Origin of the sequence: Streptococcus sp. CF8_St5-17 (assembly GCF_024295665.1) — a bacterium.
Classification (GTDB): Bacteria; Bacillota; Bacilli; order Lactobacillales; family Streptococcaceae; genus Streptococcus.
The window spans coordinates 13,270-28,797 of the sequence record NZ_JANCOU010000001.1 but is presented as its reverse complement, the minus strand read 5'-3'; the positions used below and the strand labels follow the sequence as shown (position 1 = coordinate 28,797).

Below are 15,528 nucleotides of genomic sequence, written 5' to 3'. Positions count from 1 at the left end.
AGGTTCTTATGAAAGAATTAGAAACCGTGTTAGAGCAACGTTTTGGGCTTGTTTTTTCAGATAAACAATTACTTGAAACAGCTTTTACTCACACTAGTTATGCCAATGAGCACCGCCTCTTAAAAATTTCACACAATGAACGCTTGGAATTTTTAGGAGACGCTGTTCTGCAATTATTGATTTCAGAATATCTGTACAAAAAATATCCTAAAAAACCAGAAGGTGACCTATCTAAACTCCGTGCCATGATTGTACGTGAAGAGAGTTTGGCTGGTTTTGCCCGTGACTGCCAGTTTGACCAGTTTATCAAGCTAGGAAAGGGAGAGGAAAAATCTGGAGGCCGTAATCGAGATACCATCTTGGGAGATGCTTTCGAAGCCTTTTTGGGTGCCCTGCTTTTAGATAAGGATCTACTTACGGTAAAAGAGTTTATCTATCAGGTCATGATACCGAAGGTTGAGGCTGGTGATTTTGAGATGATTAAAGACTACAAGACTCACCTCCAAGAATTACTCCAAGTCAATGGTGATGTCGATATTCGTTATCAGGTGATTTCAGAGATTGGACCTGCCCATGATAAGATGTTTGAGGTTGAAGTCCTCGTCGAGGGTCAAAGTTTAGGTAGGGGTCAAGGACGATCTAAAAAATTGGCCGAACAAGAAGCCGCTAAAAATGCAGTTGAGGAAGGACTGGATTCATGTATTTAAAAGAAATTGAGATTCAGGGGTTTAAGTCCTTCGCTGACAAAACCAAGGTTGTCTTTGACCAAGGAGTAACAGCAGTTGTAGGACCCAATGGTTCTGGAAAATCTAACATCACAGAAAGTTTACGCTGGGCTCTTGGGGAATCCAGTGTCAAAAGTCTTCGTGGCGGGAAGATGCCAGATGTTATCTTTGCAGGAACAGAAAGTAGAAAACCATTAAACTATGCTTCTGTAGTTGTTACTCTAGATAACCAGGATGGTTTCATCAAGGATTCAGGACAGGAAATCAAGGTGGAGCGTCACATCTATCGTACGGGAGATAGTGAATACAAGATTGATGGGAAAAAAGTCCGTCTTCGTGATATTCATGATCTTTTCTTAGATACCGGACTTGGTCGCGACTCCTTCTCTATTATTTCCCAAGGGAAGGTTGAAGAAATCTTCAACTCTAAACCTGAGGAACGTCGCGCAATCTTTGAAGAAGCTGCCGGAGTTTTAAAATATAAAACTCGTCGCAAAGAGACGGAAAGCAAACTTCAACAAACTCAAGACAATTTAGACCGCTTGGAAGATATCATCTATGAGTTAGACAATCAAATCAAGCCCTTAGAAAAGCAAGCAGCAACAGCTCGTAAATTTATAGACTTGGACAGTCAGCGTAAAGGCATCTACTTAGATGTTTTAGTTGCACAAATTCAAGCCAATAAGGCTGAATTGAATTTAACAGAAGAAGAATTAAACCAAGTTCAAGAACTGTTGACTAGTTATTATCAAAAACGCGAGTCACTAGAACTTGAAAATCAATCTCTCAAGAAGCAGAGACAAGATTTACAAGCAGAGATGGCTAAAGATCAAACTAGTTTGATGGATTTGACTGCTCTAATCAGTGATTTAGAACGGAAATTGGCCTTGTCTAAACTGGAGACAGAGCAGGTTGCTCTCAATCAACAAGAGGCTCAAGCTCGTTTAGCTAGTTTGGATGAAAAGAGAAATGTTCTTATTCAAGAGAAGGAAGAAAAAGAAGCAAATCTCAGTCAGTTAGAAGAAAATCTTGCAGTCAATACCAAGGAGATCAATCGTTTAGAAGCTGAGTTAGTAGCATTTTCTGATGATCCAGATCAGATGATTGAGCAATTGCGTGAGCGCTTTGTTGCTTTCTTGCAGGAAGAAGCGGATGTCTCTAACCAATTGACACGGATTGAAAATGATCTTGAAAATAGTCGCCAACAGACTCAAAAGCAAGAAGAACAATTGGAGTCCTTGAAGGAACAATTAGCTTCTGCCAAATCTAAGGCAAGTGAACAAGAAACTGCTCTTAAATCAGCAAAAGAAAAAGTACAGACCTTGCTTGCTGACTATCAGACGAATGCTAAACAGGAAGAAGAACAAAAGCAGGCTTATCAAAGTCAGCAAAATCAACTTTTTGACCGCCTAGATAGTTTGAAAAACAAGCAGGCCAAGGCGCAAAGTCTGGAAAACATTCTTAAAAACCATAGTAATTTCTATGCGGGTGTTAAAAGTGTTCTACAAGAAAAAAATCGCCTGGGCGGTATTGTCGGAGCGGTCAGTGAACATTTAACTTTTGATGTTCGTTATCAAACAGCCCTTGAAATTGCCCTCGGAGCAAGTAGCCAACATATCATCGTTGAAGACGAACAGGCTGCGACTAAGGCTATCGACTTCCTTAAACGAAACCGAGCTGGTCGTGCGACCTTCCTACCTTTGACAACCATCAAGGCTCGTAGCATTTCTGGTCAGAACCAAGATGTGATTGCCTCAAGTCCAGGTTTTCTTGGAATGGCAGATGAATTGGTTACTTTTGATGCTAAGCATGAAGCTATATTTAAAAACTTGCTTGCTACAACTGCAATCTTTGATACGGTAGAGCATGCGCGTGATGCAGCTCGTAAGGTACGCTATCAGGTTCGGATGGTAACCCTCGATGGTACAGAATTGCGAACAGGTGGTTCTTATGCTGGTGGTGCCAATCGTCAAAATAACAGTATTTTCATCAAGCCTGAATTGGAGCAATTGCAAAAAGAAATTGCTAAGGAAGAGAAGATTCTTGGTCAGGAAGAAGAAAATCTGAAATCACTTCAAGAAAACTTGACTGCTCTCGCTCAAACTTTGGAAATCATTAAGTCCCAAGGAGAGCAAGCTCGAATAGAGGAGCAAGGCTTATATCTGGCTTATCAACAAACTTGCCAACAAGTCGAAGAACTCGAAACACTTTTAGAACTTCAGGAAAAAGAATTAAACAATCTCAGAGGTGGAGATTGGCAAGCTGAAAAAGAAAAATGCCAAGAACGTCTTGCAGTTATTTCAACTGAAAAGCAAAAGCTGGAGTCTGAGATTGAAGAAATTAAGTCCAATAAAAATGCGATTCAAGAACGTTATCAAAGCTTGCAGGATAAACTTTCTCAAGAACGTCTGCTCAAAACAGAAATGATAGGGCGAAAACGTTACGAAGTTGCAGATATTGAACGGATTAACAAAGAGCTTGAATACCTTGATATGGAGCAAGATGAAATCGAACGCCTTCTCCAAGAAAAGGTAGACAATCTTGAAAAGGTTGATACGGAACTTTTGACCAAGCAGGAAACAGAAGCTAAGAGTCAGAAGGAAGAAATTCAACAAGGGCTTATTCGCAAGCAGTTTGAGCTGGATGATATTGAAGGTCAATTGGATGATATTGCTAGTCATTTAGAACAAGCTCGTCAGCAAAATGAAGAATGGATTCGTAAGCAAACACGTGCAGAAGCAACTAAAGAGAAGATTACGGACCGCCTTCGCTATCTTCAGGGTCAACTGACTGAAGAATACCAGATTAGTTATACAGAAGCTTTGGAGCAAGCTAATCAGTTGGAAGATTTAGCAATCGCTGAACAAAAGGTCAAGGATCTAGAAAAAGCCATTCGTTCACTTGGTCCAGTCAATTTGGATGCCATTGAACAGTTTGACGAAGTTCACGAACGCTTGGAATTCTTAAATAGTCAGCGTGATGACATTCTTTCTGCCAAAAATCTTCTTCTTGAAACCATTACAGAGATGAACGATGAAGTGAAGGAACGATTCAAATCAACCTTTGAAGCTATTCGTGAATCCTTCAAAGTGACCTTCAAGCAGATGTTTGGTGGTGGTCAAGCGGACCTAATCTTGACCGAGGGAGATTTATTGACAGCAGGTGTTGAAATCTCTGTTCAACCGCCAGGAAAGAAAATCCAATCCCTCAACCTCATGAGTGGTGGAGAGAAGGCCTTGTCAGCTCTTGCTTTGCTTTTCTCAATTATTCGTGTCAAGACCATTCCATTTGTTATTTTGGATGAAGTAGAGGCTGCACTCGATGAAGCTAACGTTAAACGCTTTGGGGATTATCTTAACCGATTTGACAAGGATAGCCAGTTTATCGTTGTTACCCACCGTAAGGGAACCATGGCAGCCGCAGACTCTATTTATGGGGTAACCATGCAAGAATCTGGTGTTTCTAAGATTGTATCTGTTAAACTAAAAGATTTAGAAAATATGGATGCTTAGTTTGTTTTTAATATAACATTTCAAGCTAGAGCATGTAGAATGACCTTCAAGAAGTCAGAAAGGTTACAAAAATAAATTGAGGAGCTTACATGGATTTTGACCTATTCCTAATGATTTGTAATTATATTGGGACTATTGCCTTTGCGGCGTCAGGTGCCATTAAAGGATTTGGTAAACGTTTAGATATTTTTGGAATTAGTTTATTGGCAATTGTAACAGCAGTAGGTGGGGGTATTTTAAGAGATTCTATTATCAGTCGTTTTCCATCCGCTCTCGCAGATCCTGGACCGATTTATGTCTCTATTCTAGTAGCTGTTATTATGTATGCCTTTGTGACATCAAAACAAGCCAATGCTAGTCAAGAAAAAAAATTCTATAAGTGGCTGAGAGAAGCTTATCTTATCTTTGATTCGATTGGCTTAATCATCTTTTCCTTGATTGGAGCTACCGCCTTAGCTGATAGTAAATTGAACTTGATGTCTGCAGGGATTTTAGCCTGTTTAACAGGAGCTGGCGGAGGTATCATCCGAGATCTCTTGATTAATGAAGTCCCAAGTGTTCTAAAAGAGGACATCTATGCCCTTCTATCTTTTGTAATTGGCATTATTTATTACTGGTTAGCCTTTGTCCTTCACTTTCCAAGAATCACTGCTTTTATCATTCTCTCAATTGTCGGTTTTGTGATTCGACTCTGTATTATTAAGTTTAAGCTCTCTTTGCCAAATATGGATAAAAAGACTTGGAATTGATTGATGGTAGGAAAGTTCAATCACTCGATTGATAAATATTTTATAAATTACAAGTTTAATCAAGCGTCTAATCTCATATGGATTAGGCGCTATTTTATTTTTTGCAAATACGGGAAATATTTGATGAAATTAATATTTTTTGGTATTATATCTAAAATTTTAAATAAGATAGGAGCTACAATGAGTAATTTAAAGAATTCAGTCGATTTTATTAAAGAAATAGAGAAGTTAAAGTCAGTAACAAGATTTAATAGAACCCTTGATGGAAGATTTGAAAATAGTGCCGAGCATTCTTGGCAAGGTGCTATAGCTGCTATAGTTCTTCAAGATTATTATCCTGAAAAGTTAAAAATGGAAAAAGTTATTTCTATGTTATTGATTCATGATTTAGGTGAGATTTATGCCGGAGATACTTGGGTTTTTGATGATAAAAAAAAGGTTCATTCTCATGATAGAGAGTTAGAATCTATAGAAAAAACAATGAGCCTCCTTCCAGAAGAGAAATATTTGAATATGAAAAATTTGTGGTTGGAATTTGAAAAAGGACAGAGTGCTGAAGCAAGATATGCAAGAGTAATCGATGCATTGGTACCACTGATAAATCACTTAGAAGTGTCAGAATTAAATTATAACCCTGATAATATCACTGCAGACATGGTATTAGAAAAGAAAAAGTTCATAAAAAGTGAATCAGAAGAATTATGGAAACTGACGGAAGATTTGATTCAGGAAAGTGTGGAAAGGGGCTTATATTTATAATAACAATTGGCCCTACGGATAGATTTATAGAATACAAGGACGTGTCAATTCAGCACGTCTTTTTTTACTTTTTCTATGGTATAATAGAAGATAGATTTATAACTGGAGAATAGATGGATTTATGATTAAACTAGTCGCAACTGATATGGACGGGACTTTTCTGGATGAAGCTGGCCAATTTGATATGGAACGTTTAAAAAAGCTTCTCCATTCTTATAAAGAAAAAGGGATTTACTTTGCTGTAGCTTCTGGCCGCGGTCTTTTGTCGCTTGAAAAGCATTTTTCGGATGTCAAAGATGAGATTATTTTCATTGCTGAAAATGGGAGTCTGGTTCGTTTTCATGGACAAGACCTCTATGAAGCGACCATGCCTAGAGATTTTTACCTATCAACTTTTGAAAAGCTAAAGACATCACCTTATTTTGATGAAAAGAAGATGCTCCTAACAGGTAAAAAAGCATGCTATGTTCTAGATACGGTTGATGAAACCTATCTCATGTTTAGTCATCATTACAATGAGAATATTCAAAAAGTAGCCAAACTTGAAGATATCACCGATGAAATTTTCAAATTCACAACTAACTTTACAGAAGAGACAGTAGAAGCTGGCGAAGCTTGGGTTAATGAACATGTGCCTGGTGTTAAGGCAATGACGACAGGTTTTGAATCCATTGATATTGTTCTTGATTATGTGGATAAGGGAGTTGCGATTGTCGAATTGGCTAAGAAGTTAAATCTAGATATGGACCAAGTGATGGCTTTTGGTGATAATCTTAATGATCTTCACATGATGCAAGTTGTAGGGCACCCAGTCGCACCTGAAAATGCCCGTCCAGAGATTTTGGAACTAGCTGAAACAGTTATCGGTCACCATAAGGACCAATCTGTTATCGCTTATATGGAGGGGTTATAATGGCAGATATTAAATTAATTGCCCTAGATTTAGATGGAACCTTGCTGACGACAGACAAGAAATTGACTGATCGTACCAAGGCAACTTTAAAGGCTGCGCGTGAACAAGGGGTCAAGGTAGTCCTAACAACTGGACGTCCTCTCAAGGCTATGGATTTCTTCCTTAAAGAGCTTGGAACAGACGGTCATGATGACGAATATACTATCACTTTCAACGGTGGATTGGTTCAGAAAAATACAGGTGAGATTCTTGATAAGACAGTCTTTTCAATTGATGATGTGAGCCGTATTTATGAAGAAACTGAAAAATTAGGAATCCCCTTAGATGCAATTTCAGAAGGAACAGTTTACCAGATTCAGTCTGACCAAGAAAGTTTATATGCTCAGTTTAACCCAGCTCTAACTTTTGTTCCAACTACTTTTGAAGATTTGTCTAGTCAGGTAACATACAATAAATGTGTGACTGCCTTTCCTCAGGAACCTTTGGATGCGGCTATTCAAAAGATTTCACCAGAATTATACGACCAATATGAAATTTTTAAATCACGTGAACTCTTGCTAGAATGGTCACCAAAGAATGTTCATAAGGCGACAGGATTATCTAAACTAATTGAACACCTGGGAATTGACCAAAGTCAGGTTATGGCCTGTGGAGATGAGGCTAATGACCTTTCGATGATTGAATGGGCAGGTCTTGGTGTAGCCATGCAAAATGCTGTGCCAGAAGTTAAGGCTGTGGCTAATGTGGTAACGCCTATGACCAACGATGAGGAAGCCGTCGCCTGGGCTATTGAAAAATATGTACTGAAGGAGAATTAAAGTATGGGATTATTTGACCGTTTATTTGGGAAAATAGAAGAACCAAAAATTGAAGATGTCGTCAAAGAAGCGTTAGAAAACATTGACTTATCAGATGATAACGAGCAAAACGAGGCATCGGAATCTGAAAATGCTGAAGTGACAGAACCAGAAGAAGTTATCTTACCTGCTGAACCTCAGGAAGAAACAAGTGAAGACTCACCTGCAGTAGAGGTTGTAGAAGAAGCTATCATTGAACCTCTTGATGAAGTTGAAGTTTCTCAAGAAGAAGCAATTCAAGTTGAAGAGGTAGAAAGTCCTCAAGTGGAATCATCTTACGTTGAAGATATGACTTCAAGCGATGAAGAAGAAGAGGATTTTAATCAACTTCAATCAGACGAAACAGAGCCGGAAATCACTGAGGAAGTGGAAGAAGATCTAGTAATCGAAGAAACTCCTCTGGTTGAAGAGACTGTACAGGAAAAGTATGATCGCAGTCTCAAGAAAACTCGTACGGGATTTGGGGCTCGTTTGAATGCCTTCTTTGCTAATTTCCGCTCAGTTGATGAAGAATTCTTTGAAGAACTAGAAGAACTCTTAATCATGAGTGACGTTGGTGTTCAGGTAGCTTCAAATCTAACGGAAGAATTGCGTTATGAGGCTAAACTTGAAAATGCCAAGAAACCAGAAGCTCTTCGTCGTGTTATCATCGAAAAATTGGTGGAGCTTTACGAAAAAGATGGGCAATACAATGAAAGTATTAACTTCCAAGATGGTTTGACTGTCATGCTCTTTGTAGGTGTTAATGGTGTCGGAAAGACAACATCAATCGGTAAATTGGCACATCGCTACAAACAAGCTGGTAAGAAAGTTATGCTGGTTGCTGCGGATACCTTCCGTGCTGGTGCGGTAGCTCAGCTAGCAGAATGGGGTCGTCGTGTCGGTGTGCCTGTTGTAACGGGTCCAGAAAAAGCTGATCCAGCCAGTGTGGTCTTTGATGGAATGGAACGTGCAGTAGCAGAAGGTATTGATATTCTCATGATTGATACAGCTGGACGTTTGCAAAACAAAGAAAACTTGATGGCAGAGTTGGAAAAAATTGGTCGTATCATCAAGCGTGTTGTGCCTGAAGCACCTCATGAAACCTTCCTAGCTCTAGATGCCTCAACTGGTCAAAATGCTCTTGTACAAGCTAAAGAATTTTCAAAAATCACTCCTTTGACAGGTATTGTCTTAACCAAGATTGATGGAACTGCCCGAGGTGGTGTCGTTCTTGCTATCCGTGAAGAGCTCAATATCCCTGTTAAATTGATTGGATTTGGTGAAAAAATCGATGATATCGGTGAGTTCAATTCTGAAAACTTTATGAAGGGCCTTCTAGAAGGTTTGCTATAAAAGAAAATCCTGCAAGAATTCTTGCAGGATTGTTTTTCATTATTCTAAACGACCATCTTTACGATAGGCGATGTCAGGTTGCCATGTCCATTGAGCTCCGTATTTTTCAAGGAGATCAAAGCTAGCCTGAGGTCCCATTGTACCAGCCTTGTAGTCATGAAGTGGAGCTCCATTTTCAGCCCAAAGTTTCTCAATACGGTCAATCAATTTCCATGATGCGCTTACTTCATTCCAGTGGCTAAAGTTTGTTGAGTTATTGTTCAAAACATCGTAGATCAGTTTTTCATATGGGTCTGGTGAAGCACCTGTAGCAGTCGCGTCCGTTCGATAGTCAAGAGAATTTGGCGCAAGGCTAAACTCTTCACCCACCTTTTTACCGTTAAGGCTAAGAGAGAATCCTTCAGTAGGTTGGATATAGATGGTAAGCACATTTGGTGCTAGTGGTTCACCGAAAATAGAATCCATTTGTTTGAAGATAATGTTCACGTGTGTTCCTTTTTCAGTGAGGCGTTTACCTGTACGGAAGAAGAAAGGTACATCACGGAAGCGATCAGTATCGACAAAGAAGGCACCTGACGCGAAGGTTTCTGTCATTGATTCTGGGTTAACATTTGGTTCGCTGCGGTAAGAAATGTATTTCATGCCATCTACTTTACCAGAACGATATTGACCACGGATGAAGTGCTCTTTAAGTTCCTCGTCTGTAGGGTGGTAAAGGTTCTTGAAGACTTTGATTTTCTCTGCGCGAATGTCATCCTTTGTAAAGCTTGCAGGCTTGTCCATAGCAAGGAGTGACAGAAGCTGAAGTGTGTGGTTTTGAACCATGTCTCGAAGGGCACCAGACTCATCATAGTAGCCACCCCGTTCTTCAACACCTAGACGCTCTGCAAATGTGATTTGAACATTATCGATGTGCTCACGATTCCAAACATTTTCAAAAATCATGTTGGCAAATCGGATAGCAAAAATGCTTTGAATCATTTCCTTACCAAGATAATGGTCGATACGATAGATTTGCTCTTCGTTAAAAGTTGCTAGAAGTTCTTCGTTTAGTTTGCTCGCAGTTTCATAGTCTGTACCGAAAGGTTTTTCAACAATCAAACGTTCAAAACCTTTACCGTCAACGATTTGCTCTGACTTGAGGTGTTTGGCGATGGTACCAAAGAACTGAGGTGCCATTGAGAGGAAGAAAAGCTTGTTGTGTTCAGTTTGATACTTTTCATTTAACTCAGCCTGAAGCTTACGTAATTCGATATAGTGCTCAGTGTCATTAACATCGTGACTTTGGTAGTAAAAATGACTAGCAAATGCTTGAGCCTCTTCTGCGCTATCTGCCAAGTCCAGAATAGATTCGACAACAACAGATTCGAAATACTCTTTACTCCAAGGTCTACGAGCAGTTCCAATAACAGCAAAATGATCAGAAAGATTACCTGATTTATAAAGTCTAAAGAGTGAAGGGTAAAGCTTGCGTTTAGCCAAATCTCCACTTGCACCGAAAATTGTAACAATAACTTTAGATGACATCGAGCTACCTAATTTCTATTTTGTTTCCTAGTCAAGCTAGTCATGAGGAATCCCCATTTTCATACCCTTTATTTTATCATAATTTTCTAAAAAATCCAAAATTCCAATACAAGTAAGAAAAAAACTGCAAGGTTTTCCTTGCAGTTTTTTTAAGCGTTGAGAACCTTGTCCAAAAATTCTTTTAGACGAGGGTGTTGTGGGTTATCAAAGATTTGGTCAGGGGTTCCATCTTCTAAGAATTCACCGTCTGCTGTAAAGATAACACGATTGGCAACCTTACGAGCAAATCCCATTTCATGGGTTACGATGATCATGGTCATACCTTGTTCAGCTAATTCCTTCATAACGTTAAGAACGTCGCCAACCATTTCAGGGTCAAGGGCAGAGGTTGGCTCGTCAAAGAGCATGATATCAGGATTCATTGCTAAACCTCGAGCGATAGCCACACGTTGTTTTTGTCCCCCTGATAGACTATCAGGATTAGCATTGGCCTTATCAGCAAGTCCAACTTTTTCAAGGAGTTCCATCCCTAATTTTTCAGCTTCAGCCTTGGTTAACAACTTATGCTCGATAGGAGCAAAAGTAATATTTTCCAATACAGTCATATGTGGAAATAGATTGAAGTGCTGGAAAACCATACCGACATTTTCACGAACATGGTCCACGTTGGTTGCTTTGTCAGTCAAATCATAACCATTAACTGTGATATGACCTTTTGTCCCCTCTTCGAGGAGATTCAAGCTACGCAAGAAAGTTGACTTACCTGACCCAGAAGGACCGATGATACAAACAACATCACCTTCGTAGAATTTTACAGAGATTCCTTTAAGAACCTTGTTTTTTCCATATTGTTTATGTAAATTATCGACATCAATTTTTAATTTTGCCATTATTGAATCCTCTTTTCTAAGCGTTTTGCTAGTCTAGTTAGAAGAGTGATAATCAAAAGGTAAAAGACTGCGAGAATTGCATACATTTTGAAACTTTGGTAGTTACGAGCAATGATAATTTTACCAGTTTGGAAGAGTTCTACAAGACCGATCGCAGATACGATTGTCGTATCTTTCAATGCGATAACAAATTGGTTAACGAAGTTTGGAAGCATGAGTTTGGTTGCTTGAGGCAAGACAATCTTACGCATGGTTTTTCCGTATGAAATACCAAGACTTCGGCTAGCTTCCATTTGTCCAACAGGAACGGCCTTAATACCACCACGAACAATTTCAGCGATGTAAGCTGATGAGTTTAGGGAGAGGGCAATTGTACCAGCGACAAAGTCGTTGATTGGACTTTGTTGACCTGTAAGGGACTCGATAAAGTTAGGAATGCCCCAGAAAATAAATGCTGCAAGAATCATCAATGGAATACCACGGATGACGTCAACAAAAATCTCCGAAATCAAACGAAGTGATTTATATGGGCTGACGCTAAACATACCAAAGATAATTCCGATGAAAATAGCAATTGCAAATGAAACAAGGGCTAAGGCAAGAGTAATTCCAAGGCCGCTAAGGAGTTGTTTGTAGTTATTTTTCAACAAGCCCCAAATAGTTGTCTCATCAGCAGTTGAAGTTGTGGTAGTAGAATCGCTAGCTAAATATTTATTAAGAATCTTTTGGAATTCTCCATTTGCCTTAAGATTTGCAAGTCCTTTATTGAACTTCTCTAGCAATTCTGGATTACTTCCTTTTTTAACAGCAAAGGCAGTTTCGCCAATTGGTGTACCTGCGATTGGTGTTTTTAGTTTTTGTCCTTTACTGATAGAGTATTTAATAACAGGTTCGTCGTCCATAACGGCATCTATTGAACCGGCATTTAAACTATCATACATAGAGGCAGCATCGGAAAAAGTTTTGATCTTATAACCATATTTGCTTTGATTCTCTGTTAGGAAGGTTTGTGAAGCAGTACCGTTTTTCACACCTACAGTTTTACCGTTCAAATCTTCATAAGAAGAAATGGTACTTGATTCTTTCACACCGAGAATGGTGTTTGCTGTATAGTAAGAGTCAGAGAAATCAAAAGTTTCTTTACGAGCATCAGTCACTGACATACCTGCAATGATACCGTCTGCTTGTCCAGACTGGACTGCGTTAATAGCAGCATCAAAACCAGGATTGGTAATCTCGACCTCAAAGCCTTGGTCTTCAGCGATAGCCTTGATTAGATCCATATCGATACCAGTGTATTGATTGCTTGAGTCTTGGAAAACAAATGGTGCAAATGACGAGTCACTGGCAATGACATACTTGGTTTTCTCAGTATCAGCTTTTACTAGTCCTAATGAGAAAATAGGAAATAAAATAAGCAAACAAGCTAGAATTTTTTTCTTCATGTGATGTCTCCTTTCAGGGTATTTTCAAATTATAGCAGAAAAAATTGAATCCGGCAAATATTTTATATTTCGATGTTAGAAGATATAACATATGAATGACAAAGGTATAAAATTGGTAATCGGAAAGTCTTCCCTTTTTATGGTAAAATAGAAGGATAGAAAATGTATATGAGGCTATTATGATAAATAGAATTACAGACAATAAATTTAAACTCGTATCTAAATACCAACCCTCTGGTGACCAACCGCAGGCTATCGAGCAGTTGGTGGATAACATCGAGGGAGGAGAAAAGGCTCAAATCCTGATGGGGGCGACTGGAACAGGGAAAACCTATACCATGAGTCAAGTGATTGCGCAAGTTAATAAGCCAACCTTGGTCATTGCCCACAATAAGACACTAGCAGGCCAGCTCTATGGGGAGTTCAAGGAATTTTTCCCAGAGAATGCTGTTGAGTACTTCGTTTCTTACTATGATTACTACCAGCCAGAAGCTTATGTGCCCTCTAGCGATACCTACATCGAAAAAGATAGCTCGGTCAATGACGAGATTGATAAATTACGCCACTCAGCAACATCAGCTTTGTTGGAGCGTAATGATGTTATCATTGTGGCATCAGTTTCTTGTATCTATGGTTTGGGTTCTCCAAAGGAATATGCTGATAGTGTGGTAAGTTTGCGTCCGGGTCTTGAGATTTCTCGAGATAAACTGCTGAACGACTTAGTAGATATCCAGTTTGAGCGCAATGACATCGACTTTCAACGGGGGAGATTCCGAGTCCGTGGGGATGTGGTGGAGATTTTCCCAGCCTCTCGTGACGAGCATGCCTTTCGTGTAGAGTTTTTCGGGGATGAGATTGACCGTATTCGTGAAGTCGAAGCTTTGACAGGGCAAGTTCTTGGTGAAGTGGATCACTTGGCGATTTTCCCAGCCACTCACTTTGTGACCAATGATGACCACATGGAAGTAGCTATTGCCAAGATTCAGGCCGAGTTGGAGGGGCAATTAGCTGTTTTTGAAAAGGAAGGTAAGCTCCTCGAAGCGCAACGTTTGAAACAACGGACAGAGTACGACATTGAGATGCTCCGTGAAATGGGTTATACCAATGGTGTCGAGAACTACTCACGTCACATGGATGGACGAAGCGAAGGAGAGCCTCCGTACACCCTTCTTGACTTCTTCCCTGATGATTTTCTGATTATGATTGATGAAAGTCACATGACCATGGGACAAATCAAGGGCATGTATAATGGAGACCGTTCGCGTAAGGAAATGTTGGTTAACTACGGTTTTCGTTTACCGTCTGCCTTGGACAACCGTCCCCTTCGTCGTGAAGAATTTGAAAGTCATATTCATCAGATTGTCTACGTTTCTGCGACACCGGGTGATTACGAGATGGAACAAACGGACACCGTGATTGAGCAGATTATCCGTCCGACTGGTCTTTTGGATCCAGAGGTGGAAGTGCGCCCAACGATGGGACAGATTGACGATTTGCTTGGTGAAATCAATGCCCGTGTTGAAAAGAACGAACGTACCTTTATCACTACCTTGACCAAGAAAATGGCAGAAGATTTGACGGATTACTTCAAGGAAATGGGGATCAAAGTCAAGTACATGCACTCGGATATCAAGACTTTAGAGCGGACAGAGATTATCCGTGACTTGCGTCTGGGTGTCTTTGATGTCTTGGTTGGAATTAACCTCCTTCGTGAAGGGATTGACGTACCTGAAGTCAGTTTAGTTGCCATTCTCGATGCCGACAAGGAAGGCTTCCTCCGTAATGAACGTGGTCTGATCCAAACCATTGGTCGTGCCGCCCGTAATAGTGAAGGTCATGTCATCATGTATGCTGACACAGTGACTCAGTCTATGCAAAAAGCCATTGATGAAACAGCTCGTCGTCGTAAAATTCAGATGGCTTATAATAAAGAACACGGTATTGTTCCCCAAACCATAAAGAAGGAAATCCGTGACCTGATTTCTGTTACAAAAGCTGTGGCTAAGGAAGAAGATAAAGAAGTCGACATCAATAGCCTTAACAAACAAGAACGCAAAGAATTGGTTAAGAAACTAGAAAAACAAATGCAAGAAGCCGTCGAAGTGCTTGATTTCGAGTTGGCAGCTCAAATACGTGATATGATGTTGGAAGTCAAGGCTTTGGATTAGATAGGAGAAGACGAATGAAAATTCTAGTCATCAATGGACACCCTGATAAGGAAAGTTACTGTCAGGCTATTTTTCAAACCATTGTAGAAAATATTGATTCAAAGCACCATGAAGTTGAAGTCATCAACCTTAATGAAGAGAACTTTGATCCTGTTTTACGTTATGGCTATCGAAAACGTATGGAAGAAGATTCTTTTATCCTTCGTTCCCAAGAATTAATACAGTGGGCAGATCATTTCATATTTGTTTATCCCATCTGGTGGAGTAGTATGCCGAGCCTTATGAAGGGCTGGATTGACCGGGTCTTTACTCCAGGGATTGCTTACTCTGCTAATGATCAGGGGAGTTTTATCTGGAATTACCTTAGAGGCAAGCAGTTTAAAAAGTTATTAAAAGGGAAAACAGCCAGTATTTACGCAACCTCCATGGCACCCACTTGGTGGTACAAAATCTTTTCGGGTCCTATCAACATTCCAGATAGCTATGGCATCTCTGTTTTGAAAAATGCGGTCTTGAATCACTGTGGAATTAAAACTAAGCGCGTGTGCGTACTAGGTGAAGTTGGACGGGATGTGAATACCGCTAGTATGCGGGAAAAGCATCTCAAAAAGGTCGCAGCAGAAGTGAAGAAACTATCATAAAACAAGA

The 15,528-nt window shown here is 39.8% G+C and carries 12 protein-coding genes; 9 read left to right on the top strand and 3 right to left on the bottom strand.

From position 1 onward, the window contains the following. Nucleotides 1-8 precede the first annotated feature (8 nt). The 7 genes from rnc (at nt 9) to ftsY (ending at nt 8,850) form a co-directional block, all read left to right on the top strand. Nucleotides 9-707, top strand: coding sequence for a ribonuclease III (rnc, locus tag NMM19_RS00130; protein WP_006148257.1), 699 nt, complete (start codon nt 9-11; stop codon nt 705-707). After that, nucleotides 698-4,237 (top strand): chromosome segregation protein SMC, encoded by a 3,540-nt coding sequence (gene smc, locus NMM19_RS00125; protein WP_178895139.1) that lies wholly within the window; start codon nt 698-700, stop codon nt 4,235-4,237. Before rnc ends, smc begins: the two co-directional genes overlap by 10 nt. A gap of 89 nt (nt 4,238-4,326) precedes the next feature. Next, on the top strand, nt 4,327-4,986 hold the full coding sequence (locus NMM19_RS00120) for a trimeric intracellular cation channel family protein (protein ID WP_070678091.1): 660 nt from the start codon (nt 4,327-4,329) through the stop codon (nt 4,984-4,986). Nucleotides 4,987-5,166: 180 nt separating this feature from the next. Next, complete coding sequence (locus tag NMM19_RS00115) at nt 5,167-5,745, top strand: HD family hydrolase (RefSeq protein ID WP_074324900.1); 579 nt, start codon at nt 5,167-5,169, stop codon at nt 5,743-5,745. A 121-nt stretch (nt 5,746-5,866) separates the two neighbouring features. Then, complete coding sequence (locus NMM19_RS00110) at nt 5,867-6,658, top strand: Cof-type HAD-IIB family hydrolase (RefSeq protein WP_070678093.1); 792 nt, start codon at nt 5,867-5,869, stop codon at nt 6,656-6,658. Beyond that, complete coding sequence (locus tag NMM19_RS00105; protein WP_178895138.1) at nt 6,658-7,476, top strand: Cof-type HAD-IIB family hydrolase; 819 nt, start codon at nt 6,658-6,660, stop codon at nt 7,474-7,476. The genes NMM19_RS00110 and NMM19_RS00105 overlap by 1 nt, the downstream gene beginning before the upstream one ends. 3 nt (nt 7,477-7,479) lie before the next feature. Beyond that, entirely contained in the window at nt 7,480-8,850 is a 1,371-nt protein-coding gene (gene ftsY, locus NMM19_RS00100; RefSeq protein WP_178895137.1) for a signal recognition particle-docking protein FtsY, read from the top strand. Between the two features lie 39 nt (nt 8,851-8,889). Here ftsY and zwf read toward each other — a convergent pair whose 3' ends face one another. The 3 genes from zwf to NMM19_RS00085 form a co-directional block, all read right to left on the bottom strand. Next, nucleotides 8,890-10,377, bottom strand: coding sequence for a glucose-6-phosphate dehydrogenase (zwf, locus tag NMM19_RS00095; RefSeq protein WP_178895136.1), 1,488 nt, complete (start codon nt 10,375-10,377; stop codon nt 8,890-8,892). A 149-nt stretch (nt 10,378-10,526) separates the two neighbouring features. Then, nucleotides 10,527-11,267 carry an amino acid ABC transporter ATP-binding protein gene (locus NMM19_RS00090; RefSeq protein ID WP_178895135.1) on the bottom strand — a complete coding sequence of 247 codons (741 nt, stop codon included), beginning with the start codon at nt 11,265-11,267 and terminating at the stop codon, nt 10,527-10,529. Further along, entirely contained in the window at nt 11,267-12,712 is a 1,446-nt protein-coding gene (locus NMM19_RS00085) for an amino acid ABC transporter substrate-binding protein/permease (protein WP_178895134.1), read from the bottom strand. Before NMM19_RS00085 ends, NMM19_RS00090 begins: the two co-directional genes overlap by 1 nt. Before the next feature lie 179 nt (nt 12,713-12,891). Here NMM19_RS00085 and uvrB point away from each other — a divergent pair, with 179 nt between their 5' ends. Beyond that, nucleotides 12,892-14,880: an excinuclease ABC subunit UvrB gene (uvrB, locus tag NMM19_RS00080; protein WP_178895133.1), complete on the top strand. Its 1,989-nt coding sequence runs from the start codon at nt 12,892-12,894 to the stop codon at nt 14,878-14,880. 14 nt (nt 14,881-14,894) lie between these two features. Continuing rightward, a complete protein-coding gene (locus NMM19_RS00075; protein WP_178895132.1) occupies nt 14,895-15,521 on the top strand; it encodes an NAD(P)H-dependent oxidoreductase in 627 nt (208 codons plus the stop codon). Nucleotides 15,522-15,528 lie beyond the last annotated feature (7 nt).

Coding starts and splice junctions, on each gene's coding strand:
- NMM19_RS00115 (WP_074324900.1), top strand. CDS start 5,167: ATGAGTAATTTAAAGAATTCAGTCGATTTTATTAAAGAAATAGAGAAG.
- uvrB (WP_178895133.1), top strand. CDS start 12,892: ATGATAAATAGAATTACAGACAATAAATTTAAACTCGTATCTAAATAC.
- ftsY (WP_178895137.1), top strand. CDS start 7,480: ATGGGATTATTTGACCGTTTATTTGGGAAAATAGAAGAACCAAAAATT.
- NMM19_RS00075 (WP_178895132.1), top strand. CDS start 14,895: ATGAAAATTCTAGTCATCAATGGACACCCTGATAAGGAAAGTTACTGT.
- NMM19_RS00090 (WP_178895135.1), bottom strand. CDS start 11,267: ATGGCAAAATTAAAAATTGATGTCGATAATTTACATAAACAATATGGA.
- rnc (WP_006148257.1), top strand. CDS start 9: ATGAAAGAATTAGAAACCGTGTTAGAGCAACGTTTTGGGCTTGTTTTT.
- smc (WP_178895139.1), top strand. CDS start 698: ATGTATTTAAAAGAAATTGAGATTCAGGGGTTTAAGTCCTTCGCTGAC.
- NMM19_RS00110 (WP_070678093.1), top strand. CDS start 5,867: ATGATTAAACTAGTCGCAACTGATATGGACGGGACTTTTCTGGATGAA.
- NMM19_RS00120 (WP_070678091.1), top strand. CDS start 4,327: ATGGATTTTGACCTATTCCTAATGATTTGTAATTATATTGGGACTATT.
- NMM19_RS00085 (WP_178895134.1), bottom strand. CDS start 12,712: ATGAAGAAAAAAATTCTAGCTTGTTTGCTTATTTTATTTCCTATTTTC.
- NMM19_RS00105 (WP_178895138.1), top strand. CDS start 6,658: ATGGCAGATATTAAATTAATTGCCCTAGATTTAGATGGAACCTTGCTG.
- zwf (WP_178895136.1), bottom strand. CDS start 10,377: ATGTCATCTAAAGTTATTGTTACAATTTTCGGTGCAAGTGGAGATTTG.